Origin of the sequence: Lawsonibacter faecis, from assembly GCF_014287675.1 — a bacterium.
GTDB classification, from domain to species: domain Bacteria; phylum Bacillota; class Clostridia; order Oscillospirales; family Oscillospiraceae; genus Pseudoflavonifractor; species Pseudoflavonifractor faecis.
Genome location: NZ_JACOPQ010000011.1, coordinates 22,911 through 49,715 on the forward strand (window position 1 = coordinate 22,911; position 26,805 = coordinate 49,715).

Below are 26,805 nucleotides of genomic sequence, written 5' to 3' on the forward strand. Positions count from 1 at the left end.
CGGGCTCTTTCAGCTGTTTTACTGCGTCAGGACCCGCGGGCTGAGGCGGGCGGTGCAGCGCATCAAAAGGGTCGGCCCATCCATTGGACGGGCCGACCCTTTTGATGTCTTATGGCTCAAACCGCTCGATGGGGCTGTAATACTTCTCGCGGTATTCGTTGTACAGCTCCTCGAACTCCTTGTCGTCCCCGCGGTGGAGGGCCTTCATATAGGCGTGGGAGTCTGTGCGGACCAGGGCGTCCTTGGGGGCGGTCTGCTGGAGGATGTGGATGGCCACATTGGAGCAGTGGTCGCTGATACGCTCCAGGTTGATGAGCAGCTCCAGAAATTGGGACCCCAGTTCCACGGTGCAGGCACCGGACTTCAGCCGCTCGATGTGGCGGCTCTTCAGCTCGTCCCGCATCAGATCCACCACCTCCTCAATTGGCTCCACCTGGAGGGCGATGGCCTGGGAGCGGGTGGTGTAGCAGGCCAGGGACTTGTCCAGCGCCTCGCCCACCGCTCCGGTGATGGCGGCCATCTCCTTCTGTGCGGAGGGGGAGAAGGAGATGCCCCGCTCATAGAGGACGGTGGCGCTCTCGGACACGTTGACGGAGTAGTCGCCGATGCGCTCAAAGTCGGACAGGGTGTGCAGCAGCTCGGAGACCCGCGCGCTCTCCTCACCGGAGAGGGCGTGGTCGGAGAGTTTGACCAGATAGCCGTCCAGCAGACCCTCCAGCTTGTCCAGCGCCGACTCGTTCTCCTGAAGCAGTTCCAGCTTTTTGGGGTCGTAGCCGCTGAGCAGCTCCACGGCGGCGCGGTAATTGTCCCGGGCCAGGGAGCCCATATGTACCACCGCGTCGTGGGCGCGGTCCAGGCCGACGGCGGGAGTGGCGAGGAAGCGCTCGTCCAGAACGGCAAACTCGTGATCGTCGTCACCGGGTACGGTGCGCTCCACCAGCCGGACCAGCACCTTGTGGAAGGGGAGAAGCAGGACGGTGCAGCCGATATTGAAGAAGGTGTGCAGGGTGGCGATGTCGCCCATATTCATGGTGGCGCCCCAGAAGGGCAGGCCGCCTGCTGCGGCGGAGGCGACGGCCTGGGCGCCGTATATCCCGCAGAGAAAAACCAGGGTGCCGAGGACGTTGAAGTAGAGGTGGAGCATGGCGGTGCGCCGGGCGTTCTTGCTGGCGCCGACGGAGGAAATGAGCGTGGTGATACAGGTGCCGATGTTCTGGCCCATGATAATGGGAAAGGCGATGTTGAAGGTGACGATGCCGGTGGAGGTGAGGGCCTGGAGGATGCCCACCGAGGCGGTGGAGCTCTGGAGCAGCGCAGTGACCAGCGCGCCCACCAGAATACCCAGCAGGGGATTGGAGAAGGCCACGAAGAGCTCCCGGAAGGCGGGGACGTCCTGGAGGGGGGCCACGGCCACCTTCATGGTGGACATGCCGATGAACAGCAGGCCCAGACCCAGCAGGAACTGGCCCACTATTTTTTTCTTGCCGCCCTTGAGGAACATATAGAGCACAATGCCGGCCAGGGCCAGCAGAGGGCCGAAATACTCCGGCTTCATCAGCGAGAGAATGATATTGTCCGAGGAGATATCGCCCAGGCGGAGGATTTGAGCGGTGATGGTGGTGCCGATATTGGCGCCCATAATGATGCCTACGGTCTGCTCCAGCTTCATGATGCCGGAGTTGACGAAGCCCACGCACATGATGGTGGTGGCGGCCGAGCTGTGGATCAATCCCGTCACCAGCGCGCCCACCAGAACGCTCATGAAAATATTGTTGGTGAGCTTCTCCATAATGCCTTCCAGCCGTCCGCTGGAGAGTTTTTCCAGTCCGTCCGTCATCGTCGACATGCCGAAGAGGAAGGTGGCGATTGCGCCCAGAAGCGAAACCACGTCTAATGTACTCACTCTTTGCCTCCATCCCTGACGCCCTTGTCAGAGTTCTCGTATTCCTTTTTTCCCTATCAATCCAGACTAAATTATAGACTGCTTGTCCCGGTTCGTAAATGGTTAGTAAAGCGGTTTACACATTTTTTACGATTCGACGAAAAGCAACCTTTCGCGCCCGGACCAATTCGCAAATGTGACAAAGGAGATTCGCGGTCAGGAGGGATTCCGGCCGGGCCTTTGGCGCGGAGAGAACCCGATTGGAAAAAGTATTGTAAAAAACGGAACCGGGCGGGGGAGAGATGGAGTGGCCGGGCCGCCCGGTCATTTCATATACATCGTATTATGAGGAGAGCGGGGCCGCAGCGCGGCCCCGCTGACGATTAATGACGCTGAAAGTGGAGACGTTGGGGCACTGGACGCGCCCGATTGCCGGGATCGGCGACACATAGGGACTTGCACACACGGAATAGGATAGGGTATCTGAATAGAATCAGGGGGTTCCGATATGCTTTCAGCCTGGATATTTTTGATGCTCAACGGCCTTTTTGTCACACTGCGCCTCTCCGGCGGCGGGAGCGGCGGCTCCTTCCCTCGGCCATTGAAGGCCGAGGAGGAGCGGATGTACCTGGAGAAATTTGCCGAAGGGGATATGGAGGCGCGGAATATCCTCATTGAACATAACCTGCGCCTGGTGGCCCACATCATTAAGAAGTATTACACCCAGTCCGGAGACCAGGACGATCTGATTTCCATTGGCACCATAGGGCTGATCAAGGGCATCTCCACCTTTAAGCCGGATAAGAACGTGAGGCTGGCCACCTATGCGAGCCGCTGTATTGAGAATGAAATCCTGATGCACTTCCGCTCGCAGCGCAAACTCCAGGGAGAGGTGTCCCTCTCCGACTCCCTGGACGCTGACGGGGACGGCAACTCCCTCTCTCTCATGGATGTCATCAGCGTGGACGACGATATGCTGGATAATCTGGACGCACGGGACTCCTGTCTGAAGGTGCGCAAATGCGTGCAGAGCTGCCTCACCGACCGGGAGGCGATGATCATCAACCTCCGCTACGGTCTGGGAGGGCGCAATCCCCTCACCCAGAGGGAGATAGCCGCCCAGTGCGGGATTTCACGGTCGTATGTATCCCGTATTGAGAAAAAAGCCCTGAAAAAGCTGGAGGAGGCGATGGGGGAGTCGGGGCGATAGGATGGATTTGCAGATAAAAATAGTATGCCGGACAGCGGGCGGCCCAACATGGGCCGCCCGCTGTCCGGCATAGAGCGTTGGCTGAGGCAGGAATTCACAGTCTCGGGGCCGGGAGAGGGGAGGCGCTCGCCTTGGTCAAACCGGGCGGCCGTGTCTCTGCCTGCGAATCAGAGTGCTCAGGCTGATGCCCAGAGCCTGGGCGGCCTTGGCCTGGGTGCCGTGGTCGCGGATGGCCCGGGCTATGATTTCGGCCTCCACCTCCGCGAGACGGACCCGGAGGGGGCGCTCGTCGCCTGGGTTGGGAACAGACGCCGCCGGAGCTGCGTCATCCCCGGCATGGAGCTTGAAGTCGAACTGGCCGGCGGTGAGAAAATCGGTCTCCGCGGTGACCACCATGCGCTCAATAGCGTTGCTCAGCTCCCGGACATTGCCCGGCCAGGGGTATGCGGTCATGCGGTCCAGCAGGGGTGCGGTGAGCTGCCGCCGGAGTCCGTAGCGCCTGTTGTAGCGGTCCAGATAGAAGGCGGCCAGGGGGATGATATCCTCCTGCCGCCGGCGCAGGCCGGGAATCTGGATGGGAACCACCGCCAGGCGGTAGTAGAGGTCGGCCCGGAAGCGACCCGCAGCCACCAGCGCCTCCAGGTCCCGGTTGGTGGCGGCCACGATGCGCACATCGTAACGGTGGGCGGCGGTGCCGCCCACCCGGGTGACCGCGCCGTCCTGGAGGACATGGAGCAGCTTGGGCTGTAGCTCCAGGGGGAACTCGCCGATCTCGTCCAGAAAGAGAGTGCCCTGGTGGGCGGTCTCGTAAAGTCCGGCCTTGCCGCCGCGCTTTGCCCCGGTAAAGGCCCCGGTCTCGTATCCGAAGAGCTCCGATTCCAGCAGGGGGGCCGGAATTGCTCCGCAGTTGATGGGGACAAACGGCCCGCCCCTGCGGCCGGGGGAGCAGTCATGGATGTAGCGGGCCAGCAGCCCCTTGCCCACGCCGGACTCGCCGGTAATGAGGACGGTGCTGTCCACCCGGGCGATGCGCCCGGCCAGCTCCAGCACGTCCCGCATGGCCTTGCTCTCGGCCACGATATGGCCGGGGGCGGACTGCTTGCGAAATTCCTCCAGCTGGCGGAGAAACTGCTCGTTCTGCTCGCTGGCCAGCTTCAGGCGGTGTTCCGCGTCCTTGAGCTCCGTGATGTCCCGCATGCAGATGACGATGTACTGAATTTCCCGGGGATCCTCCCCGGTGAAGACGGGGATGCCGGTGGAGACCAGGCTCTTGCCCGTCTTGGAGGACTGGGGGATCGTGGTGATGGACCGGCTTTGGAGGACGGCCTCGGTGACGGAGCGGTCATAGAAGCCCTCGCCCACCACGTCGGCCATCCGCTTGCCCAGCACGTCCAGACGGTTGAGGCCGGTGATGCGGTCCCAGGCGGTGTTGACCCAGAGGGTCTTGCCCCCGCTGTCCACAATGACCACGCCGTCGTTGATATTATTGAGCACGTCCCAGGCGTTCAAGCCCTTTAAAGTCTCCATCATGGCCCCCACAGCGTCCCTTCAGCCGGATATTTATAAAGAGATTATAGCAGACGGACGGGCTTTGGTATATGAAAGGTTTTTCCACCGCCCGTACTAGCGGGAGAGAAGGCGGATGGCCGTGGCGGAGTCGGTGACGTATCCGTAGTAGTGGTCGATGTCCCAGAGGGCGGCGTCGTGGATGGCCTTGCTGGAGCCCTGGCAGCAGTCGGCGGGGACAAAGACCCGGTAGCCCAGAAAGAAGGCGTCGTGCACGGTGGAGCGGACGCAGATGTTGGTGAGCACGCCCGTCACAATGACGTTTTTCACACCCAGCTCCCGGAGGGTGATGTCCAAATCCGTCTGGAAGAAGGCGCTGTAGCGCCGCTTTGGAATCTGATAGTCCTGGGGCTGGGGGGCGAGCTGGTCGATGACCTCGGCGCCGGGGGTGCCGGCAAAGCAGTGGTCGGAGCAGAGCTCGAATTCCGCGTCAGGCTTTCCGGGGCGGTGGGTGTCGTTGCAGTAGAGGATGGGGACCCCCGCGGCCCGGCCGGCGGCAATCAGGTCCTGGTTGGGCTTCACGATGGCCTCGCTCTCGGCCACCACCTTGACGCCGTCGGAGACCAGAAACTCCTTGGTGATGTCCACAATGAGGATAGCGGCGTGGTCCAGCTTGTCAAATTTCTGTAGATTGCCCATAAATACCTCCCGGTTCAGTCGGCGGCCTTGACCGCGTTGTTGAGCTTGAATACCTTATCGAAGAGCAGCTTGACCACAAAGGCGGTGACCACGGCGTTGACGATGGACAGGCCCCAGGGCACGCAGTAGGAGACCGCGATGGAGCAGAGCCAGGCGATGAAGCTGGCAATATTCGCCTTGGGGAAGCTGGAGCGCTCCAGGGCGGGGTACCTGTCGCGGTAGGTGAAGATGAAATCATAGAGGAACACACCTGCCAGAGGGGGGATGGTGTTGGTCAGGGTGCTGATGAATGTGATAAAGTGGTTGAAGATGTCAAAGCCGGTGAGGATGAAGGTGATGACGCCGAAGGCGAGGACCAGCTTCCAGCGGGCGAATTTGGGGACCGAGCTGGTGACGGCCAGGGTACCCGTATAGACACAGCCGTTCATGGTGGAGAGCATATTGAGCATCAGGGCGATAAAGGAGGGGGCCAGCAGACCCTGGGCGGCCAGGATGAAGGCAATGTCGTACTCGCCGGTGGCGGCCGCGCCGAAGCCGCCGATGAGCAGAACGAAGGGGTTGGCAATCATCAGGGAGAGCAGCATAATCCAAACCGCAGACTTTTTACTCTTGGCGAAGCGCATGATATCGGGCGTGAACATGACGGCGGCCTGGGCGTAGATGCCCACGCAGGCCACCACCGCGGCGTTGAAGGTGAAGCTGCCGTCGCTGGTGCTGTTGGCCGCCAGGCCGGAGAGGCCGCCGGTGCTCTTGAGCGACAATACGATGGAGATGACGCCGAAGACGATGACCACCGGCACGGCGATATCGGCCAGAATGCTCAGCGCCTTGATGCCCTTGAGGGCGACCAGGGTGCAGATGACCACGCAGACCAAGGCGGCGGCCATGGGCGGGACGGTGGGAAAGAGGGCGTGGACGGTCTGTCCCACCAGGCCGGCGTCCACAGCGAACCAGCCCATGGAGGTGAAAGCCACGATGAAGACCATCACCCAGTTGCCCGCCTCGCCGAAAGAGTAGCGGCTGAGCAGGCAGAAGTTCAGTCCGGTCTTCTGGCTGATGATGCCCATGGTGATGGCCAGGGCCGCCAGTATCGCGCAGCCGATGACGGTCACCAGCATGGCCTCCCCGAAGTGCATGGCGCCGAAGATGTTGCCGCCGATCTCCATGGTGGTGGCTACAAAGACGTAGCCGAAGGATATCATCAGCAGGCTGAAGGTGGATTTGCGCGCTGAAAGGGGGACTGCAACGTCGTCAAACTCTGTCTTAGGGGCAGGATTCGCGTTCTTGCTCTGGTCTTTCATGCCGGTCCTCTCCTCTTCAAAATGATTCTTCCGCAGCGGCCCGGCAGGGCCGCTGAAAAAGCCGCTTTCAGGGATTGGCTCCTTGGTTCGACATTATATTACATTGCAAGCGGTATGCCAAAGTCCTTTTCCTGGAGAATATCGCGGCCCGCCCGTTTTTCCGGCCTTCCCGGGCGGCGGGCGGAGCGGGCTGGGCGGTATATGTCAGATGTGATGTGTCAGAGATGACGTGAAGGGTCAAAACTGACACAAAGCTCACGGCGGCGTCAGCGGTATTGCTCCAGCCGGGCAATTTCCCGGAGGCGGGAAAGACGTTCGGCGGGAATGCGGACGGTCTCGTCCATGCCGTAGTCCCTGCCCAGGGCCCGGTATTTTGCCGCGCCGAAGCTGTGGTAGGCCAGCAGGTCGTATCCCTTCACCGACTCCAGCGGGGCGAGAAACCGGGCAATGGCGCCGATGTCCTCCTCGCTGTCGTTGAAGCCGGGGATTACCGGGGTGCGCACCGTGATGGGGATGTGGGGAAATTCCCGGCTGAGGCGCTTCAAATTCTCCAGAATCAGCTCGCTGCCCACGCCGGTCCCGGCCCTGTGCCGGGCGGAGTCCAGGAGCTTTACATCGTAGAGGAACTCTTTGACGTGGGGAGCCGCCAGGGCCAGCTTGTGCCAGGGAACGTGGCCCGCGGTCTCCACACAGGTGTGGAGGTGGAGGGCGCGGCACCGCTCCAGCAGCTCCGCGGCAAACTCTGCCTGAAGGAGAGGCTCGCCGCCGCTGAGGGTCACGCCGCCGCCCGAATTGCGGTAAAAGGGCTCGTCGGCCAGCAGCTCCTGAAGCACGTCGCCGCTGCTGCGCACACGCCCCTGCATCTCCAGCGCCCTGGAGGGGCAGAGGGCGGCGCAGGTCCCGCAGGCCACGCAGAGCTCCCGGCGGAACGTAAGGACGCCGGCGGCATTGACGACGGCGCCGTTGGGGCAGGCGGCGGCGCAGATACCGCACACCACCCCGCCCAGGCACTTCTTCCCGCTGTGGAAGAGCTCCCGCTCCGGCCGCTGGGACTCCGGGTTGCTGCACCAGGCGCAGCGCAGGGGGCAGCCCTTGAGAAAGACCACCGTGCGGATGCCCGGCCCGTCGTGGATGGCGAACCGCTCCACGTTGAAAATCATTCCGTCCATATCCGTCCCCCGTCACATGGTCTCGTGCTCGGTGCGGGCGATGATCTCGTCCTGGAGGGCGGGGGAGAGCTCCACGAAATGGGCGGAGAAGCCCGCCACCCGGACCAGCAGGCTGCGGTAGCGCTCCGGGTCCTTCTGGGCCTTGAGCAGGGTCTCCCGGTTGACGATGTTGAACTGGACGTGCCAGTGCTTCATGTCGCACCAGGTACGGATGAAGGACTCCAGGGCCTGGGTGCCCACCTCGCCCTTTACCAGCTGGGGGGTAAACTTGATGTTGAGCAGCCTGGCCTCGTGGTTTTGCATCTGAATGTTCTTGGCGTACTTGATGGAGGTGAGAACCGCCGTGGGGCCGTTCACGTCGCAGCCCTGGGTGGCGGAGACCCCCTCGGAGAGGGACTTGCCCGCAGAGCGGCCGTCGGGGGTTGCGCCCAGGTAGCCTCCCAGGCCCACATGGGAGGTGACGGGCACGTAGGAGATGTTGTCCGTGCCGCCCCAGGGGTTGCGGTAGGCGTCGGTCAGAGCGTTCATCTCCAGGTCCAGGGCCCGGCCAATCTCATCGGCATAGGGGTCCGCGTTGCCGTACTTGGGGCAGTTCAGGCAGAGCTGGCGGATGACCTCATAGCCCTGGAAGTCGGCGTCCAGGGCGGCGAGCAGCTCGTCCATGGTGATCCGGCGGTCCTCGTAGACCAGCTTCTTCACCGCCGCCAGGGAGTCGATGGTGGTGCCCACGCCGATGACGAAAAGGTTCCCGAGGCTGATACCGCCCCGGAACTTTGCCTGGTCCATGTGGATGTCCAGACACTGCTCCAGGCAGAGGTCGTGGAGCATGGACTGGAAGGGAGCGGCCAAAAAGGCGGGCTTGGTCAGGTCACCTACCGAGCGGTTGACGAAGGCGTGGTGGAACATATTGCGCAGCTGGGCCAGGAAAGCGCTCCAGAAATCCGCCCAGGTGCTAAAGGAGCTGGGGTCACCGGTAGGCAGTCCGATGCGCTCACCGGGGCCGCCCACCCGGGGCATATACCCGTCCCGGAGGGCCATCTCCACCGCGCTGGGGATATTGAGCTGGCTGCCCTGGGTCATATAGGTCTCCCGGTTGATGACCCGCACCTCGGCGCAGCCGCAGCCGGTGTAGTTCAGGGCCTCGGCGTAGGTCGCGCCCTTGGCGATGAGGAGGGGGACGATATCCTCGTCGTTGTAGAGCTTGGGGAAGCCGGTCCCCTCCTTGATAACCTCCACCGCCTTTTGAAGGAAGGGGGCGGGAGTCATGGAGTGGATGCGCACCGACATATCGGGAAAGTCCAGGGGAAACTCCTTTTTGGACTGAAGAATGAGATAGGACAGCTCGTTGGAGGCATCCCGGCCGTCGGGGGTCTGACCGCCCAGGCAGGCCTGCTCGAAGTGGGGATAGCCCTGATAGTTGGCGATGGAGCCGGTGGGCACCAGGCGGCGGATGCGGGAGAGGTTGAGCCACAGGCACTCCAGCAGCTCCAGGGCCTTATCGTCGTCCAAAAGGCCCTTCTCCCGGTCGGCCTTGAAGTAGGGGTAGAGGTACTGGTCGATCCGGCCCAGGCCCATCTGACCGGCCACGATCTGCTCCAGCCGGGAGAAGGCGTTGGCAAACCACACGGCCTGGAGGGCCTCGTGGAAGCTCCCGGCGGGATGGGCGGGCACCCGGCGGCAGATCCGCGCGATCTCCAGAAGCTCCTCCCTGCGGGCGCTGTCCCGCTCCTCCCTCGCCAGCCGTCCGGCCTCGTCGGCGTAGCGCCCGGCCCAGGTGACGACTGCGCTGCAGGTAATCACGCCCGCGCGGTAGAACGCGCGGCGCTCCATATGGTCCGGGATGGGCCGGGCCTCCAGGGCTTCCAGGGCGGACTGGAACTCCTGCCCCATGGCGAGGAAGCCCTTTTTCAGCACCTTCTCATAGTCCAGGGCCCAGACCAGGGCGCTGTCCTGGGTGGTGAGGGCGTTGACCACGCCCCTGCAGGCGTAGTCGTCCGCCGCGTCCCAGAGGACCCGGCGGGTCTCCTCCGGCAGCTGGCGGATATAGCCCTCATGCCAGGTGCGGCCCTTCCAGTAGGGGACGATCTCCTCCAGAACACAGGTCTCGTCCTCCTCGGTCAGGAGGAATTTGCCGCCCTCCCGGTCCGCCGCCTCGGCCAGTTCGGTCAGCCACCCGCCCCGCAGCTCGGGGTAGATGAGGGCGTACCGGGTGCCGGAGCCGATCTGGCCCACGATGAGCTCGCCGGTGTTGATGGTTACGGTCATGTTTTCCGCGCAGGTCCGAAGGGCCAGCGCCCAGCGCAGATTGTTGGGGAGACCCTCGGTCTCACGGAAGGAGCGGGTAAACCACTTGGCCCGCTCCACCGCCACTCTGGGCGGCTGGTCCAGGATGTGGGAGAGCATCTGATTCACCCGGCTCTGCTTGACGGCACCGTCGTCGGTGATGCAGAGCAGGCCCTGTTCCACCTTGGCCTCGTGGGGGGATAGGCAGTGTTCCATATCTTCAAGTCCTTTCCTAACGATAGTTTGGGCTTATGGGTTACTGTGTCTGACCAATGTGAGTGCAAATTCCATGCCAAATGTGTAAAAAAGAAGCGGGAAGCCGGACTTTGCAGTTATGCAAAGCCCGGCTTCCCGCTTGATCGCGAGAGACAGCCGGCCCGTCGTCGGTCATTTTTGAAGTGAATGTGTCATTTATGACAGGGCAGCTTCGGCAGCCCGGCCGAACCTCTAGACCTGCTTCCACAAAATGGACGCTGGAAATATTCCAGAATTTTCTTTACATCAGCCTTTTTGTCTCAAGCCTTGGCGTGTTCATGTTTCCTCCCCCAGGTTCGACTTTGCCGGGGCAGCAGCTGCTGCCCCGAGCGTACCGTCTTTCATGGTATCAATGCCAGCACACAGATGTGCTCACGACAATGGGCATATTAAAGTAGGGATTCTCTGCTCCATGGGCAGATATCAGAAGCGGGCGTATGATATAACATCTCTTGACAAGATCTGACTTTCTATATATAATACCTCACGACAATTGAATCGGCAGTTGGTAGCTTTCTCGCGGCGACGCGGGGTAAGAAGCTTTAATTGGGAACGCGGTGCGAGTCCGCGGCAGCCCTCTCTACTGTAAGGATGACGAGCGCTCATTGACGTCACTGTCCGGCACGCCGGATGGGAAGGCGGGCGCGAGGATGAATCCAAGCCAGGAGACCAGCCAGCGCAGCCTTGAGTGCACAGTTTTTTCGGCGGGGAAAAGCGGTGTTTTGCAGCGGCGCGCTCTGCGCGCCGCCGACATGGAATTTTGGAAAGGGCCTCCCGCCGGGGAGGCCCTTTTTGCTGTGTATCGGCATAGCAGAGCCGAAATTCCCGATGCCGGGCCGGGATGGCCCGTATGTGCTTCAGGTTTTGTGCCTCGGATTCATGCGTCGACTCTCTCCGGCCGCCGGCCGGAGCCATTCAGGAAAGGAGCTCAACCATGAAAAAAAGAACGCTTACCCTCTTGCTGGCCGTCGCCTGCGCCCTGTCCCTGGCGCTGGGCGGCTGCACCGCCGGGAAGCCAACCGACCCCACGCCCGGCGCTTCGGCACCCGGCACGGCGGACGGGACGTCCAGCCCCGCGCCCACCGGGAGCCAGAGCGCGGAGATTGACCAGACCCGCGAGATCGTCTTCGCCGCGTCCCGGGACCAGTGCCCCGGCGAGCAGGACGCCTACTACGCGTCCATGTCCCTGGGCGTGTGGGAGCCTCTGCTCACCAAGGACGCGTCCGGCAAGCCCGCTCCGGCCCTGGCCACCGCCTGGGAGCACAACGAGGACTCCACCGTCTGGACCTTCCACCTGCGTGAGGGCGTGACCTTCTCCAACGGCACGCCCTTCAATGCAGACATCGTGCTGGCCAACTTCGACCGCATGAAGAAGGGCCCCTTCGAGTCCTCCTTCTACGGCATGAACATCGAGTCCATCTACCCCGGCCTCCTCTCCTACGAGAAGACCGACGACTACACCGTGGTGCTGACCTTCGAGGCCGGGCTGCCGCTCCAGGATTACACCATGGTCAACTACGGCTCCGCCATCTTTGAGCCCTCCTGCTTCGCCGAGGACGGCAATTTCGCCGGGTTCCCCATCGGCACCGGCCCCTACACCGTGACCGAAAACGTACTGGGCCAGTACTGCGTGATTGAACGCAGCGACAGCTACTGGGGCACCCCCGGCATTGCCAAGACCTTCCGGTTCAAGGTCATCCCCGACGCCGAGACCCGCTACACCGCCCTCCGGGCCGGGGAGGTTCAGGGCCTGTGCGATCTGGGCGCCATCTCCCCCTCCCAGGCCGCCGAGATTGAGGGCGACAGCGCCTACACCGTCTCCGTGGGCGACTCCGGCATCACTCACTTCCTCAATGTAAACGGCGCGGCGTTCCCCTTTAACGACGTGCGGATGCGCCAGGGCCTGTCCCTGCTCATCGACCGGCAGACCATCATCGACAGCTTTTACAACGGTTACGGACTTGCCGCCGGCGGCTTTTTGAGCTATACCTCCCCCTTCTTCTCCGAGCAGAGCGTGCAGCACGACGCGGAGAAGGGGATGGACCTCATCCGTGAGGTGGTGGGGGACCAGCCGGTGGAGCTGACGTTCCTGCTCCCCGGTGTGGACGCCAAGCGCTACCCCTACCAGGAGGAGGCCGAGTACATTCAGGCCCTGCTCGAAAACATCGAGGGCACCGATATCAAGGTCAATATCCAGATGATGGACTGGGGCCCCTGCAAGGATGAGATGAAGGCGGGTAACTACAACCTGTGCCTGAAAATCCAGGGCCTGCCCTCCGCCAACCCCTTCTCCCTGTTCAAGGGCTTCATGCGCACCGGCGGCGGCACCAATGTGAGTTACGGCCTGGGCTACAGCAACGAGCATGTGGACGCCCTCATCGACGAGGCCGCCGCGTCCCTGGACGTAAACCGGCTCATTGAGATCTACACCGAGCTCCAGGAGATCTCCGCCGCCGACTTCCCGAATATCCCCGTGCTCTACTCCCGGGAAGTGGTGGCCTGCTCCAGCGACATCACGGGCTACCAGGCCACCGTCTACGGCCTGACCGGCTTCACCCAGGTCTGCTGGGCGAAGTAAATTCAAATACCCCCGCATCCGCTGCGGGGGCGCGACCCTGACCGCCGCGGCTGGGGCCGGACTCCGATTTTAAATTCCGCAGAAGGCGGAGACCCAGAGAGGGGACGTCCCCGCGCCGCGGGGACGTCCCCTCTCTGAAATGATTCCGGGGAGTCGGTAGATGATGGCTATTGTAAAGTATATCGCAAAACGGCTGCTGGTTCTCATCCCGGTGCTGCTGGGCATCACGCTGGCGGCGTTTCTGCTGGGACGCATCGCCCCCGGCGACCCGGTGGACGACGCGCTGTTTCGCATCGGTATCGAGTTCCCCACGGAAGGAGACCGCGCAGAGATGCGCGCCAGGCTGGGGCTGGACCAGCCGCTGCCGGCGCAGTATTTCAGCTGGCTGGGCAGAGCCCTCCAGGGCGATCTGGGCCGCTCCTACATCGGCAACCGGGATATCGCCCAGGAGCTGGCCAGGCGGCTGCCCCTCACGCTGAAGGTCTCCCTGTCGGCCCTGGCGGTGGCTGTCCTTTTCGGCGTGGGCGGCGGCGTGGTGATGGCCGCCTGCCACGGGACCTGGGTGGACACGGTTTTAAAGTCCGTCTCCACGCTGCTGCTGTCCATTCCCGGCTTCTGGCTGGCACTCTTTCTCATCACGGTCTTCGCGGAATGGCTGGGCTGGCTGCCCACCAGCGGACTGGACCGGGGACTTGCCTCTATGATCCTTCCGGCCGCCGCCCTGGCGGCGGCCAACGTGGGCTCCACCTCCCGCATTACCCGGGGCAATATCCTCGCGGAGCTGGGGGAGCAGTACATCGTGGTGGCCAACGCCAAGGGTCTTCCCCAGAAGGCTGTGATGATCGGCCACGCCTTTCGCAACTCCCTGGTGCCCATCATCACCCTCATCGGCAATTACTTTGGGGGCATCCTGGGCGGAAGCACCATTATCGAGAGCATCTTCGCCATCCCGGGGCTGGGCAGCTATGTGCTCAGCGCCATCCAAAACCGGGACTATCCCGTTATCCAGGGGTATGTGCTCATCACGGGCACCACCTTTGTGCTCATTACGCTGGCGATTGATCTGCTCTACATCGCGGTCAATCCGAAAATACGCGTTCAGGGGGGAGCCGCATGACGCTGCGCAGAAAGCAGAATATCAAGCTGGCCGTCGTGTGCACGATACTGCTGTTGATTGTGCTGATGACCGTCCTCGCCCCCTGGCTGGCCCCCTACAGCCCCACCCAGATCGACATGGGAAACCGCCTGGCCGACCCCTGCTGGGCCCATCCGCTGGGGACCGACGCACTGGGGCGGGATGTGCTCAGCCGCATTATTTTCGGCGGGCGGGCGTCCCTCCTGCTGGCGGTGGCCGCCACCTGCTGCTCCATGGGGGTGGGGCTGGTGGCCGGCGTGGCCGCAGGGTACTGCGAGGGCGCGGTGGACGCGGTCATCACCGGCGTCTCCAACATCTTTCAGGGACTGCCTGGCATGGTGATGATGATTGCACTGGTGGGGATTCTGGGGTCCAACACACGGAGCATTGTGCTGGCTCTGGTCATGACATCCTGGGTCGGCTTTTCCCGGCTGGTGCGGGGCGAGGTGCTGAAGGTGAAAAACGAGATGTACATTGAGGGGATGCGCTGCCTGGGCGCGGGCCATCTGCGTATCATCCTCCGGCACGTCCTGCCCAATATCCGCACCAACATTATCATTCTGTTCACTACCCGGGTGGGGCGGGTTGTGCTGTCGGTGGCGGGCCTGAGCTACCTGGGCCTGGGCATTCAGCCTCCCACCCCGGACTGGGGCGAGATGATCAGCGGCAGCGCCCGGCGGTATTTCCGCAGCGCGCCCCATCTTCTGTGGGCGCCGGGGCTGTGCATCATTCTGCTCACCATGTCCATCAACATTCTGGGCGACCTGCTGCGGGACCGGCTGGACGTGAAGCAGGACTCGGTAAAGGAGCTGTGAGCATGGCGGTACCCAATATTGAAATCCGCAACCTCTCCGTCTGCTTTGAGACCGCCCAGGGGCCGGCCTGCGCCGTCAACGGCCTCTCCACCACGTTCCGCGCGGGGCGCATCTCCGGGGTCATCGGGGAGAGCGGCAGCGGCAAGAGCGTGATGGGCATGTCCCTGCTGCGCCTGCTGCCCAACACCGCCAAGGTCACGGGGGAGTGCTTTTTCGGAGCGCAGGAGCTTTTAACTCTGCCCCTGCGGGAGCTGCGCAAGCTCCGGGGCGCGTCCATCGGACTCATCCCCCAGAACCCCAACGCCTCCCTGGACCCGGTGATGAAGATCAAAAAGCAGATCACCGAGGCCATCACCACCCATGGCAGGCTGGGGAAAAGGGCGGCGGAGGCAGAGGCGGCCGAGCTGCTGCGACAGTTCGGGTTTGATCAGCCGCAGTCTATTCTGGGGCAGTACTCCTTTCAGATGAGCGGCGGCATGAACCAGCGGCTGGTGTCCGCCCTGGGCCTGGCGTGCCGCCCCGGCTGGGTGATTGCCGACGAGCCCACCAAGGGCCTTGACGCGGTGCTGCGCAACCAGGTCTACACCGTGCTGCGGCAGATCTATACGCAGCACCACAGCAGCATGATCGTCATCACCCACGACCTCCACCTGGCGCGGCAGCTCTGCGACGATATCCGGGTGCTCTACATGGGGCAGCTTATCGAGCAGGACACCGCCGGGGAGGTCATGGAGCGGCCCAGGCACCCCTATACCGCGGGGCTGATCCACTCCCTGCCCAGCAGGGGTATGACGCCCATCCCGGCGCCGGACCCGGCGCGGCTGAGCCACCGGGGCTGTCCCTTCTACCCGCGCTGCTCCAAGGCAATGGAGCGCTGCGGGCGGGAGGCGCCGGGGGACTTCGAGCTGCCTGACGGCGGGAAGGTGAGGTGCTTTCTCTATGCCTGACGTACTGGAGCTGCGGGACGTGTGCCGGGACTTCTCCCACGGCGTGTTCCGGGCCCGCACCGTCCACGCGGTGGACCACGTGAGCTTCTCCCTGGAGCGGGGAAAGACCTTCGGTCTGGTGGGCAACAGCGGCTGCGGCAAGACCACCCTCTCCAGAATGATCACCCGGCTCATCCGGCCCACCTCCGGACAGATCCTGTTCGAGGGGGAGGACATCGCCGCGCTGGGCCGGGGGGCGGGCAAGGCGTACCACCGGCGGGTGCAGATGATCTTCCAAAACCCCGAGGCGTCCCTGGACCCCACCATGAAGGTCCGGGACAGTCTGCTGGAGGCCATGGAGATCCACAGCCTGGGAGAGAACCGGGAGGCCCGGATGGAGAAAATTCAGCGCACACTGAAGCAGGTGGGCGTCCCCGAGCACCTCCTCTCGCGCTACCCCCACCAGGTCAGCGGGGGAGAGGGGCAGCGGCTGGTCATCTGCCGGGCGCTCCTGCTGGAGCCGGAGGTGCTGCTGCTGGACGAGCCCACCTCCATGCTGGACGTGTCGGTCCAGGCCCACATTATGAACATTCTGAGGGATTTGCAGCGGGAGCTGGGGCTCACCTACCTCTACATCACCCACGACATTGAGCTGCTGGGCTGGATCAGCCACGCCATCGGCGTGATGCAGCGGGGCAAGCTGGTGGAGACGGGCAGCCGGGACCAGGTGATGGAGGCTCCCCGCCACCCATATACAAAGGAGCTGTTCCACTCCTATTCGCACTGGGAGCAGCCGCCCGTATCAAAAAGGAGAAGCCTATGAGAGAGCGCGTCAAGCTGCCCGACTTCAACCGCCTCTGGGCAAACCGGGTGGAAAGGAGCACATCCCCCCGCATGGCCGACGACGAGACCGAGCGGGAGTTCTGGAGGACCTTCATGGGCCGCAAGAGCGGCTACGCGCCGGACACCTCCTCCCGGCGCGTCCTGGAGCGGCTCCTGCCCGTCTTTCGGGAGCACGCCGTGGAGACCGCTCTGGAGCTGGGTCCCGGCTGGGGCAACTATACCCTGGATTTGGCCCGGCTCTGCCGTGAGGTGGCCTGTGTGGATATTTCCCGGGATGTGCTGGACTTCATCCTCCGGATCGGGGAGGAGCAGGGCTGTCGCAATATCCGCACTTTCCATGAGAAGTGGGAGGACTTTGTACCCGGGCGCACCTACGACCTGGTGTTTGGGTACAACTGCTTCTACCGTCAGGCGGATTTGGCCGGCTGCTTCGCCCGGATGGACGCGGCTGCGGGCAAGCTGTGCGTGGCGGGGATGAACACCGGACTGGCGCCGGCCTGGGTCCGGGAGCTGGATGCCGCCGGGGGACGGGTCTCCTGGGAGTGGAAGGACTATATCTATTTTGTGGGCGTCCTCTACCAGATGGGGATTGACGCCAACGTCGTTATTCTGCCCTTTGAAAAAGAGCTCTGCTACCCGGACGCCGACGCCCTGGTCCGGGGGGAGTGCGCCCGCTGCGCGCCCGACTGTGTGGACCCGGAGACCGCCCGTGAAATCCTGTGCCGCCACTTCACCCGGGGACCCGACGGCTGCTGGCGGGCAGCCGCAGCCTACCGCAGCGGCGTGGTATGGTGGACCCCCGCGGCCCGAGGCTGACCCTTAATAAGGGAGCGTCTTTAACGAAGGGCTGAGGTGACCGGGCTTCCCGTGTTTCCGCTCATAGAGAGACCCCGATTTCCTCTAAAACCGCCGCCAGGCTGCGTGTGAGTACCTTGCTTTTATGGCGGACGGCCAGCACCTCATTTTCAAGGGATATGCCCTCCAGCGCCACAACACGCAGCTGTCCCCGGCCGACCGGCTCCGACAGCAGCAGGTCCGGCAGCACAGTAACCCCCAGGCCGGCCGCGGCGGCAGAGATCAGCGCCGCGGAATTGACGCTCTCCCACACGGGCCGGGCCGTCTGGTTCGCCAGGTACAGTGCGCTGTCCAACCTGTCGCGGATCGCGCTGCCGGTCTCGCGCAGCAGCAGGGGAAGGGCGCACAGCTCCTGGGGCGTCAAGGCCCGTGCAGGCAGCTGAAAATCCGGTGCGCAGGCGGCCCACAGCCGGTAGGAGCCAAAGGCCGCGCTGAGGAATGCCCCCGCAGGCTCGGCCCCCTCAATCAGGGCCAGGTCCGCGTCCCCCCTCCGCATCAGTCCGATGGCCCGGGCCGCGCTGACCACCCGCACCTGTATCTGGAGGTCCGGCAGCCGGAGCCGCAGGCTGCGCAGGATTTTGGGCAGCCAGAAGGAGGCGATGGTGATGCTGGACACCAGCTTGACAGGCGCGCGCTCCTCAAGGCGGTCCATACGGGCCTCCAAATCGCGGAAGGAGGTCAGGACCCCCTGGGACTCCTCCAGCAGCAGGGCGCCGCCGGGGGTCAGGCGCACCCCTCTGGGCAGGCGGTCGAACAGCGCGGTCCCCGCCTGCCGTTCCAGCTCGGCGACGGCGTGAGAGACCGCCGACTGGGTGAGATAGAGCTTTTGCGCCGCGCCGGTGAAGGTCCCGGTCTGTGCGACGGCCTCCAGTATCTCCAAATGCCGCAGGTTCATCTTCCACGCTCCTGACATGAATTATATTAATGGATATGATGTGATTATATCATTTTACAGATTGGTAATCCAGCCATATAATTGATAGGGAATGGAAAGGAAGTGCGTCTTTGGAATCTAAAAAGCCCTATCTCTGGCTGCTGGGCATCAACCTGTTCATCAGCACCTTCACGTTTGGCGGCGGTTATGTGGTCGTGCCCATGATCCGCCGCTATTTTGTGGAGCAGAAGCGGTATTTCACAGAGGACGAATTGGTGAGTATGGCCGCTGTGGCCCAGTCGACGCCGGGCGCCATCGCCATCAATTTGTCCGCGCTGGCCGGATACCGGGTGGCGGGGGTCGGCGGCGCGGCGGTGAGCTGCGCCGCCGCCGTACTGCCGCCCCTGGTCATCCTGGGATTTGTCTCCGCCTTTTATGCGGCCTTTGCGGCCAATGCGGTCATTGCCGCGGTATTGAAGGGGATGCAGGCTGGGGTGGCGGCGCTGATTGTGGACCTCGTCATCGATATGTGCGGCATGATTTTGAAAGAGCGCTCGCCCCTGCTGACAGCCATGATCCCGTGCGCCTTTTTCGCCAGCTTCGTGCTGGACGTCAACGTGGCGCTGATTTTGGCGGTGTGCTGCCTGCTGTGCGCGGGCCGGGTATTATTCGGGAGGAGGATGAATCGGTGAGCGCGGTATGGAGCCTTTTTACGACGTTTCTGCAAATCGGCCTGCTCAGTATCGGCGGCGGGTACGCCATCATCCCGCTGATTCAGGAGCAGGTGGTGGAGCGCGCCGGGTGGGTGAGTGAGAAGGTATTCACCGATATCATCACGATCTCCCAGATGACGCCGGGGCCGCTGGCGGTCAATACGTCCACCTTTGTGGGCCTTCAAATCGCAGGCGTGCCGGGCGCTGTGGCCGCGACGGTGGGCTGCGTGCTGTGCGGGGTGGCGCTCTCGTTGGCGCTGTATCGCTTCTTCAACCGGCACCGGGAGTCGGCGTATGTGTTTGAGGTGCTGGGCGGCTTGAAGGCGGCGTCGCTGGGCCTGATTGTCTCGGCGGCGGCCACCATCTTACTGCTCGCCTTTTTCGGCACGGGCGCCCCCACACTTGAGGCCGCGCCGGATTGGGCCGCGCTGGCGGTGTTTGCCGCGTCCCTGTTCGCACTGCGCAAATGGAAGGTGAATCCCGTTTTGCTGATGGTCGTCACCGGCGGGCTGGGGGTGCTGGTCTATCTGCGGCCCCTCCCGTGACGGGCCGCGGTAATTCCATGGGACCTTTGCGAGGGGGAGGGATTGATCCCCGGGCCGAGGTATCGTACAATAGATACCATGTAGTAAAAAGTTTCAAAGGAAACGGGGGCGCTGAATATGTACCGTGCCCAGGTCAAGGCGGTGACGCTGCCGGCTGCACAGTGGCCGGAGGAGTTCTGCAGTCCCGGCCGGTTTGCGGAGGCCTGCAAGGCTTGCCCGGATTACGGCAGGATTTGGTCCTGTCCGCCCGGCGTCCCGGCGGCCCGGGAGGCGTTCGCGCCCTATGAGCGCGTCCACATTGTCGGCGTGAAGGTGATTTACGACGAGGCCGCCCGGGCGGCGGCCGTCACGCCGGAGCGGACGGAGGAGCTGCGCCGGGCCGCCTACGGGGAGGCGAAGGCCGTCCTGCGGGAATCGCTTTTGGAGCTTGAGAAAGTGCTTCCGGGGAGCTGGAGCGTGGCGGCGGGACGCTGCGAGCTGTGCAGCCGGTGCAGCCGCGCGGACGGGGAGCCCTGCCGCAGGCCGGAGCGGATGCGCCTTTCTTTTTCCGGCTTTGGCTTCGATTTGGGCCGCGTCGCGGAAGAACTGCTGGGGATGCCCCTGCTCTGGGCGGCGGAGGGCCTGCCGGAGTATCACGTGGCCGTGGCTGCCCTTCTGGAGCGCGGGGCGCAGCCGGAGGACGGACTGGAGCTGGAGCAGAAGTATATCGTCGCGGATACGCAGCCCTGGGACCAGTTTCAGGATGAGGTGATGGGCGTCTTGCGGCGTATGGGCTGTACTGTGGAGCGGCAGGGCGACGTCCGCCAGCGGGATGTGTACTACGACACGGCCGACGACGCGCTTCTGCGCGGGGGGTGCTCGCTGCGGATGCGTACGGCGGGCGAGGCTGCGCTGCTCACATGGAAGGGGAAGCCGGCGGAGCGGCAGGGCGGTCTGTTCGCCCGGCGGGAGGAGGAACTGCCGGTTTTTGACGGAGATTTGCGCGGGGAACGGGTGCGGACTTTCCTCAGAAGCTGCCTGGCGGAGCTGCCCGGGACCGGGCCCGAGATGCTGAAGCGCTGCGCGGAGGTGGAGAATCACCGCCGCCTTGTGCGGGTGGCGGACGGCGGCGGCGTCTATGAGCTGGCATTCGATGAGGTTGCATACACCGGGCCGGCCGGGGGGCATCCGTGCCGGGAGCGCCAGATGGAGCTGGAGCACAAGGCGGGCGGGAGCGAGGGGCTGGCGCGGCTGGCTGCGGCGCTGCAGAGCGCCCTGCCGGGGCTGGTGTGCGCGCAGGGCTCCAAATACCAGCGTGCCCGGACGCTTTTGGGCTGACAGAAAAGGATGGGCTGTCCTTTTTAGGACAGCCCATCCTTTTTGGGATGACTTAAAAATAGGTGTAATTGACGGGCTTGGTGTCCCAGCCGATGGCGCGCTGGATATCCGCCGCGTAGCCCGAGTCGCTCAGGGACGCCCGGCCAAAGGCCAGGGCACGGTCCAGCGGGTAGGCGCCCATGACCAGGGAGGAGAGGACCGAGATATCGGCGCTGAGGGTGACGTCCGGCCGAGCATGCTCAACGGGCGACACCGTGGAGCCGCTGATGCTCAGGAGAAACGTGCCGCTGTTCTCAGGGATAAAGTGGTCACTGATCTCAAGGGCCAGGACAAAGTCCCGGCTGACAGGGGCGCAGCAGCGGGTCTGGAGCCGGAAATATCCGGCCACGTCGAAGATGCGGACCATATATCCCATGGTGCGGCGGCCAATCTCCTGGATACAGCCGTCATGGGCACGGTTTTCGCCGCTGTCGGGGTTGGTGAACATCATGTGGAGATACTCGTCTGAGGAGAAGATGCGCACCCGCTCAATCTGGTCTGACTGGGAGGCGAAGAAGGTCATGAACCGGCGCAGCGTGTCCAAATCCTCGTAGACCATCTCGTGCACCAGAAGGTCGTGGTACATATCCGTGTAGTGGTCCACCTCCACGAAGCTGAAGGTCAGATAGCCGGTTATCGCCCCGGCCCGGCGGCAGACCACCACGTAGGGCGCGTCGAAAATCCGGTGGGGGTCCATGAAGTGGTGGACGGTGGCGCCGTGGGTCCGCTCCGCATGGCGGCGGTAGAAGGCCAGCACGGACGCCCGCTCCTCCGGACCGGCGTAGGAAAGGCCGGATTTGTCCCCGAAGGAGCGGATGTGGCAGGGCTTGGGCGCATAGAGTATGTTTTCATTGCAGTAACCATATCCCATGCTGCCGTAAAAGGCGGGGTTGAAGGGGTGGAGACAGCCAATCGGCGTCCCCGTCTTGGCGTAGTACCGCATGAGTACCTTCAGGAGAGTGCAGGCGATCCGCTCCTTTTTGTGCAGAAAATTGGCGGAGACGTAGGCCGCAGCCCCCATCGGCATCATCACACCTCTTGCGTTGAGGGTGAAATCCATCATCAGAATGGAGCCCAGCAGGGTCCCATCGTCGTCAAAACAGCCGAGGTAACGTCCCTCGTCCGGTCGGTACAGCTCGCCTTCCAGATTCTTCAGCAGGGCGGCCGGCGTCTTGGATGGAAACGAGGTGACCACGTTCCGCGCCAACTGTCCGGCCTCCGAGGGGAGAACGAACCTGATATCCAATTGATACACTCCTAACATCGCGACATATTTGAATCCTGTCGGCGGGGCCGGCTGGACGGTCCCCGTGCGCACCTGCTTTGACGAGGCCCATTATGTCAGCGTTCACAAAAAAAGTCAATTGCTTTTTTCGCGGCGGGCGGCCTCCGGGAAAAAGCCCTTGACAGGCCGGGGGCGGCGGGAGTAAAGTATATCTGCCCGGCCGCGAGGCAGCGGTGGGGCCTTACTGGGTGCGGTGCAGCGTCCTGAACGAGAGTTCAGGGCGCTTTTTTATGTTTCAGCGGGAACAGGAAAGGAGCAGGGATATGGACACGTTTCACGTCAAAACGAAAATCCTGATCGGGGGAGGCATGGACGAGCTGGCGGAGAAGCTGCGCCGGGTGTTCATCGTCACGGACAAATTCATGGCGGAGAGCGGCAGGGTGGCCTATGTCACGGACCGCCTGGAGAGGGCCGGCGGGGAGTACGTCATTTTCTCCGACGTGCAGGCCGACCCGGACATCGGCACCGTCACCAGGGGCGTGGGGATGATTCTGGACTTCCAGCCCGACGCGGTGGTGGCCTTCGGCGGCGGCTCCGCCATCGACGCGGCCAAGGCCATCGTATATTTTGCCGCAAGGGAGCGGGATATGCGAAGCTGTCCCTTCATCGCCGTCCCCACCACCAGCGGCACCGGCTCGGAGGTGAGCCGCTTCGCCGTCATCACCGACCGGGAGAAGGGGCTCAAGTACCCCCTGATTGACGACAGCCTTCTGCCCGATCTCGCGGTGCTGGACGCGCAGCTCACCACCAGCGTACCCCCCGCGGTGACCGCCGACACGGGCATCGACGTATTCACCCACGCGGTGGAGGCGTTCGTCTCCACCGCGTCCAACGATTTCTCCGACGCCGCGGCGGAGAAGGCCATCAAGCTGGTCCGGAGCAATCTGCTCACCGCGTACGGCAGCCCAGGCGACCTTGCCGCCCGGCAGAAGATGCACAATGCCTCCTGCCTGGCGGGCGTCGCCTTCTCCAATTCCGGCCTGGGCCTCAACCACGGCATGGCCCATGCGCTGGGGGCCAGATTCCACATTCCCCACGGCCGGGCCAACGGCATTATGCTGCCCTACGTCATGAGCTTCAACGCCGGCTGCGCCGAGAAGCTCACCCCCACTGCCAAGCGCTACGCGCAGATCTCCCGTCTGCTGGGGCTGGAGAGCAGCAGCATCCGCCAGAGCGCCCTGAACCTGATCCGCACCGCCCGGCGGTATGTGGAGAAGCTGAGCATCCCGGCCACCATCCAGGCCGCCGGGGTCGGTCCGGGGGAATTTGAGGCGGAGGTGAGGAGCATGGCCGAGGCCGCGATGGCAGACCGCTGCACCGCCACCAACCCCCGGACCTGCACCGTGGATGAGATTGAGCAGGTCTTCCGGAAGGCCTTTGCCGGCCGGCTGCCCTGAGGAAAAAGAACCCACCGCCGCACTTCCGGCACGGCGGTGGGTTTGGCTGCAATGTGATATTTCCAATTGACAGCGTCAGAAAATTCTGTTAAAATAGCCAAAGCAATGGAAAAGTAGATAAGGATATTTCACAACAAGCGAACAGCGCGGCGCTAGTGCTGCTCGTCAGGTGACGCTACAAGAGCGATGCAGCTCCCGGAATTTTACGAAATTCTAGGGGGCTTTTTTGCGTTCTTGGGGCAGACTAATTTTGACCCGGCGGCGTGAAGAGAGCGCCGCGCGGCCCATTCTGGGCAAGCCCGGCGGCTTGCGTAAGGAGCGTGCCAAGTTGATAGAGCTTGACGAGAAAAAGCGCATTATCCAGGAATTCGTCCCCGGCAAACAGGTGACACTGGCCCATGTGATTGCAAATCCAAATGAGGATTTGTACGCCAAGCTGGGCCTGATTGACGCCAGCGGAGCCATCGGTATTTTTACCATTACGCCCAGCGAGGCGGCGATGATCGCCGCCGACGTGGCCACCAAGTCGGCGGATGTCCGCATCGGCTTTGTGGACCGCTTCAACGGCAGCTTGGTCATCACCGGCGACGTGGCCGCAGTTCAGGCCGCCCTGGACGACGTGATGAAGACCCTGTGCGGCATGATGGGGTTTGCCTCCGCGCCCATCACAAAGACCTGAAGGCATGGAAAGAAAAAAGCGCATTATCCTCATCGGCCGTTCGGCGGCTGGAAAGACCACCCTCTGCCAGCGGATCAACAATGAGGAGCTGAAATACCATAAAACCCAGACGGTGCAGGTCATCAATCAGAGTATGATCGACACGCCGGGTGAATATCTGGAGCGCCGCTATTTCCGCGGCGCGCTTATGGTGACCGCGACGGATGCGGACATCATTGTACTGGTGCAGGATGCGACGGAGAACGGGAGCATGTTTCCTCCGGCGTACAGCAGCATGTTCGCAAAGCCCGCCGTGGGCGTTGTGACAAAGCAGGACCTGGCGACGGAGCAGCAGGTAGCGCATGCAAAGCAATACCTGAAGGCCGCCGGCGCGGGGGAGCTCTTTGTCGTCAGCAGCGTCACCGGCGAGGGTGTGGAAGCGCTGGTAAGGCACCTGGATTTCCTTTGAGGTAGGAGGGGACCGCATGGACAAGGAGAGAATCCGCGTGGTGATCGCAGACGACGAGCCGATTACCAGAATGGACTTGAGGGAGCTGCTGACTGAAGAGGGCTACAGCGTGGTGGCCGAGGTGGCCGACGGGTTCGACGCGGTGGAGAACTGCAAGTTCTACCACCCGGACCTGGTGCTCTTGGATATCAAGATGCCGTTTCTGGACGGGCTTTCCGCAGCCAAGATTATCTATGAGGAGGATTTGGCGGACACCGTCATCATGCTCACGGCCTACAGCGAGCGGGAATTCATCGAACAGGCCAAGGGCTATGGGGTAAGCGGCTATCTGGTGAAGCCCATCGACGAGAAGTCCCTGGTCCCCAACATTGAGCTGGCCGTGGCCCGCAGCAGGGAGATGCAGCGGCTGCGCAAGGACATGGCCAAGGTCTCCGAGCGGCTGGAGAACCGGAGCATAATTGAAAAGGCCAAGGGCCAGGTCATGGCGGAGCAGAAAATGTCCGAGCAGGAGGCCTATGACTACATACGCAGGCTCAGTCAGGCGAAGAATCTCTCCATGCGCCGGGTGGCGGAAATGATCCTCGTGAAGTGCGGGGTATAGCCGGTGGATACGATTTGGAAGCTGTGCAGGAAGTACACCGACCTCTCCGACGAGGAGATTGGCATCATTGAAAACATGGCGGGGGTTTTACAGCCCCTGGCGAACCTGGAGGACGCGGATATCTTCATTGACTGCCCCGGACGGGACGGGGACGCGATTGTGGTGGCCGAGGCGAAGCCAGCCGATGTGCCATCCTCCTACAAGAAGACCGTGGTGGGCCTGCTGGCCAAGCCGGAGAACGAGCCCGCCGTGGCCCGGACCCTGCGCCTGGGGGTGGGCACCAAGCAGATGAAGGCCATCACCCAGGAAAACGGCAACACCATCCAGTCCGTGGAGCCCATCCGCAGCGGCAGCCGCATCATCGGCGTGCTGATCCGGGAAAAGCGGGTGGACGAGCAGCGGCAGGTCAGTGAGCGCATCCACTTCTCCCAGCACAGCTTTGAGACCATTGCCAAGGCCTTGGCCCACATGGCCTCCGACAGCAACTGGCTCACGGAGTGCATTGACGAGGCCCTCATTATGGTAAACCAGGAGGGGATTGTGACCTTCCGCAATACCCTGGCCCGGGACCTCTATCAGAAGCTGGGCTACATCGAGGACGTGCTGGGCCAGCCCTATGACAATATCCGCCTGGTGGAGCCGGAGGAGAGCGGGGAGGAGATCGGCGGCTACTCCTACGTGGAGACCACGGTGGGCCGGCAGGTGCTGAACATCAAGCGCATTCAGCTGGACGCGCCGGACATGGCCTTCGCCATCGTGGTGCGGGACGTGACCTGGCGGCGGGAGCAGGAGAAGGCCCTGATATTGAAGTCGGTGGCCATCAAGGAGATGCACCACCGGGTCAAGAACAACCTCCAGACCATCGCCAGCCTCCTGCGGCTGCAGATGCGCCGCACAGACAGCAGGGAGACCCATCAGGTGCTGGGCGAGAGCATGAACCGCATCCTGTCCATCGCCAGCACCCATGAGCTGCTGGCCCAGAGCGGCATGGACGAGGTTATGATAGGCGAGGTTATTCTCAACATCAAGAACAACACCATGCGCTACTTTGCCAATCCCCACTATCAGGTGACCATCTCCCTGGAGGGGGACGACTTCAAGGTGGACTCCGACATCGCCACCTCCGTGGCCCTCATTATCAATGAGCTGCTGCAAAACTCCCTGAAATACGCCTTCCGCGGCGGGGAGAACGGTCAGGTCCGCATTGTGGTCAATCAGGGGGAGCTGTACTCCCGGATTCAGGTGATTGACAACGGCGGCGGCTTTGACGTGAACAATACCGAGCAGAACCGCCTGGGACTGTCCATCGTCCAGACGCTGGTAAAGGATAAGCTCCGGGGTACGATGGAGATCGAGTCCAGCCCCGCGGGGACCTGCGCGACCTTTGACTTTAAAAATCAAATCATTGAGGCCGCCGACGTGACGTAACGCCGGCGCATCAAACGGAGCG

The 26,805-nt window shown here is 63.0% G+C and carries 23 protein-coding genes and 1 riboswitch; of the genes, 15 read left to right on the top strand and 8 right to left on the bottom strand.

The genetic code is table 11. The features are described from left to right. Window positions 1-109: 109 nt before the first annotated feature. Complete coding sequence (locus H8S62_RS13265) at window positions 110-1,903, bottom strand: Na/Pi symporter (protein WP_186919759.1); 1,794 nt, start codon at window positions 1,901-1,903, stop codon at window positions 110-112. Between the two features lie 487 nt (window positions 1,904-2,390). Between H8S62_RS13265 and sigK the strand changes: the two genes are divergently transcribed. Beyond that, window positions 2,391-3,092 (top strand): RNA polymerase sporulation sigma factor SigK, encoded by a 702-nt coding sequence (gene sigK / locus H8S62_RS13270; RefSeq protein ID WP_186919760.1) that lies wholly within the window; start codon window positions 2,391-2,393, stop codon window positions 3,090-3,092. 135 nt (window positions 3,093-3,227) lie between these two features. On the opposite strand, the gene H8S62_RS13275 is transcribed toward sigK, so the two are convergent. From H8S62_RS13275 to hpsG, 5 genes are all read right to left on the bottom strand, one after another. Continuing rightward, window positions 3,228-4,619, bottom strand: a complete 1,392-nt coding sequence (locus tag H8S62_RS13275; RefSeq protein WP_186919762.1) for a sigma-54 interaction domain-containing protein — start codon at window positions 4,617-4,619, stop codon at window positions 3,228-3,230. Window positions 4,620-4,715: 96 nt separating this feature from the next. Further along, window positions 4,716-5,297, bottom strand: coding sequence for a cysteine hydrolase family protein (locus H8S62_RS13280; protein ID WP_155145924.1), 582 nt, complete (start codon window positions 5,295-5,297; stop codon window positions 4,716-4,718). Between the two features lie 14 nt (window positions 5,298-5,311). Next, a complete protein-coding gene (locus H8S62_RS13285; protein WP_186919764.1) occupies window positions 5,312-6,598 on the bottom strand; it encodes a cytosine permease in 1,287 nt (428 codons plus the stop codon). 266 nt (window positions 6,599-6,864) lie between these two features. Continuing rightward, a complete protein-coding gene (locus H8S62_RS13290) occupies window positions 6,865-7,767 on the bottom strand; it encodes a glycyl-radical enzyme activating protein (RefSeq protein ID WP_186919766.1) in 903 nt (300 codons plus the stop codon). 12 nt (window positions 7,768-7,779) lie between these two features. Beyond that, complete coding sequence (gene hpsG, locus H8S62_RS13295) at window positions 7,780-10,266, bottom strand: (2S)-3-sulfopropanediol dehydratase (RefSeq protein ID WP_186919768.1); 2,487 nt, start codon at window positions 10,264-10,266, stop codon at window positions 7,780-7,782. 528 nt (window positions 10,267-10,794) lie between these two features. Further along, window positions 10,795-10,997: riboswitch (cobalamin riboswitch) on the top strand. Window positions 10,998-11,239: 242 nt separating this feature from the next. Here hpsG and H8S62_RS13300 point away from each other — a divergent pair. The 6 genes from H8S62_RS13300 to H8S62_RS13325 all read left to right on the top strand — a co-directional run bounded on the left by H8S62_RS13300 (window position 11,240) and on the right by H8S62_RS13325 (window position 17,418). Further along, complete coding sequence (locus H8S62_RS13300; protein ID WP_243255694.1) at window positions 11,240-12,883, top strand: ABC transporter substrate-binding protein; 1,644 nt, start codon at window positions 11,240-11,242, stop codon at window positions 12,881-12,883. 163 nt (window positions 12,884-13,046) lie between these two features. After that, window positions 13,047-14,000 carry an ABC transporter permease gene (locus H8S62_RS13305; RefSeq protein WP_186919771.1) on the top strand — a complete coding sequence of 318 codons (954 nt, stop codon included), beginning with the start codon at window positions 13,047-13,049 and terminating at the stop codon, window positions 13,998-14,000. Next, window positions 13,997-14,833, top strand: a complete 837-nt coding sequence (locus H8S62_RS13310) for an ABC transporter permease (RefSeq protein WP_186919773.1) — start codon at window positions 13,997-13,999, stop codon at window positions 14,831-14,833. Before H8S62_RS13305 ends, H8S62_RS13310 begins: the two co-directional genes overlap by 4 nt. Window positions 14,834-14,835: 2 nt before the next feature. Then, window positions 14,836-15,780 carry an ABC transporter ATP-binding protein gene (locus H8S62_RS13315; RefSeq protein ID WP_186919774.1) on the top strand — a complete coding sequence of 315 codons (945 nt, stop codon included), beginning with the start codon at window positions 14,836-14,838 and terminating at the stop codon, window positions 15,778-15,780. Further along, window positions 15,773-16,582 carry an ATP-binding cassette domain-containing protein gene (locus H8S62_RS13320; RefSeq protein WP_186919776.1) on the top strand — a complete coding sequence of 270 codons (810 nt, stop codon included), beginning with the start codon at window positions 15,773-15,775 and terminating at the stop codon, window positions 16,580-16,582. Before H8S62_RS13315 ends, H8S62_RS13320 begins: the two co-directional genes overlap by 8 nt. Then, window positions 16,579-17,418, top strand: coding sequence for a class I SAM-dependent methyltransferase (locus H8S62_RS13325; protein ID WP_186919778.1), 840 nt, complete (start codon window positions 16,579-16,581; stop codon window positions 17,416-17,418). The genes H8S62_RS13320 and H8S62_RS13325 overlap by 4 nt, the downstream gene beginning before the upstream one ends. A 61-nt stretch (window positions 17,419-17,479) precedes the next feature. Here the strand turns inward: H8S62_RS13325 and H8S62_RS13330 are convergent, their stop codons facing one another. After that, the gene (locus H8S62_RS13330; RefSeq protein WP_155145906.1) at window positions 17,480-18,352 is read right to left on the bottom strand and encodes a LysR family transcriptional regulator; all 873 of its coding nucleotides are present in this window, start codon (window positions 18,350-18,352) and stop codon (window positions 17,480-17,482) included. A 110-nt stretch (window positions 18,353-18,462) separates the two neighbouring features. On the opposite strand from H8S62_RS13330, the gene H8S62_RS13335 reads away from it, so the two are divergent. The 3 genes from H8S62_RS13335 (at window position 18,463) to H8S62_RS13345 (ending at window position 20,906) form a co-directional block, all read left to right on the top strand. Continuing rightward, window positions 18,463-19,023 carry a chromate transporter gene (locus H8S62_RS13335; RefSeq protein ID WP_243141752.1) on the top strand — a complete coding sequence of 187 codons (561 nt, stop codon included), beginning with the start codon at window positions 18,463-18,465 and terminating at the stop codon, window positions 19,021-19,023. After that, entirely contained in the window at window positions 19,020-19,589 is a 570-nt protein-coding gene (locus tag H8S62_RS13340; RefSeq protein WP_173023800.1) for a chromate transporter, read from the top strand. The genes H8S62_RS13335 and H8S62_RS13340 overlap by 4 nt, the downstream gene beginning before the upstream one ends. Before the next feature lie 117 nt (window positions 19,590-19,706). After that, entirely contained in the window at window positions 19,707-20,906 is a 1,200-nt protein-coding gene (locus H8S62_RS13345) for a DUF2284 domain-containing protein (RefSeq protein WP_186919779.1), read from the top strand. A gap of 52 nt (window positions 20,907-20,958) precedes the next feature. Here H8S62_RS13345 and H8S62_RS13350 read toward each other — a convergent pair whose 3' ends face one another. Next, window positions 20,959-22,191 (bottom strand): GNAT family N-acetyltransferase, encoded by a 1,233-nt coding sequence (locus H8S62_RS13350; RefSeq protein ID WP_155145904.1) that lies wholly within the window; start codon window positions 22,189-22,191, stop codon window positions 20,959-20,961. A 302-nt stretch (window positions 22,192-22,493) separates the two neighbouring features. Between H8S62_RS13350 and H8S62_RS13355 the strand changes: the two genes are divergently transcribed. The 5 genes from H8S62_RS13355 to H8S62_RS13375 all read left to right on the top strand — a co-directional run bounded on the left by H8S62_RS13355 (window position 22,494) and on the right by H8S62_RS13375 (window position 26,783). Further along, the gene (locus tag H8S62_RS13355; RefSeq protein ID WP_186919781.1) at window positions 22,494-23,627 is read left to right on the top strand and encodes a 1-propanol dehydrogenase PduQ; all 1,134 of its coding nucleotides are present in this window, start codon (window positions 22,494-22,496) and stop codon (window positions 23,625-23,627) included. A 328-nt stretch (window positions 23,628-23,955) separates the two neighbouring features. After that, on the top strand, window positions 23,956-24,306 hold the full coding sequence (gene eutS / locus H8S62_RS13360) for an ethanolamine utilization microcompartment protein EutS (protein ID WP_155145899.1): 351 nt from the start codon (window positions 23,956-23,958) through the stop codon (window positions 24,304-24,306). Between the two features lie 4 nt (window positions 24,307-24,310). After that, window positions 24,311-24,754, top strand: coding sequence for a EutP/PduV family microcompartment system protein (locus H8S62_RS13365; RefSeq protein ID WP_186919783.1), 444 nt, complete (start codon window positions 24,311-24,313; stop codon window positions 24,752-24,754). 16 nt (window positions 24,755-24,770) lie between these two features. Then, entirely contained in the window at window positions 24,771-25,355 is a 585-nt protein-coding gene (locus tag H8S62_RS13370; RefSeq protein ID WP_155145895.1) for an ANTAR domain-containing response regulator, read from the top strand. 3 nt (window positions 25,356-25,358) lie between these two features. Beyond that, window positions 25,359-26,783, top strand: a complete 1,425-nt coding sequence (locus H8S62_RS13375) for a histidine kinase N-terminal domain-containing protein (protein WP_173023799.1) — start codon at window positions 25,359-25,361, stop codon at window positions 26,781-26,783. Window positions 26,784-26,805 lie beyond the last annotated feature (22 nt).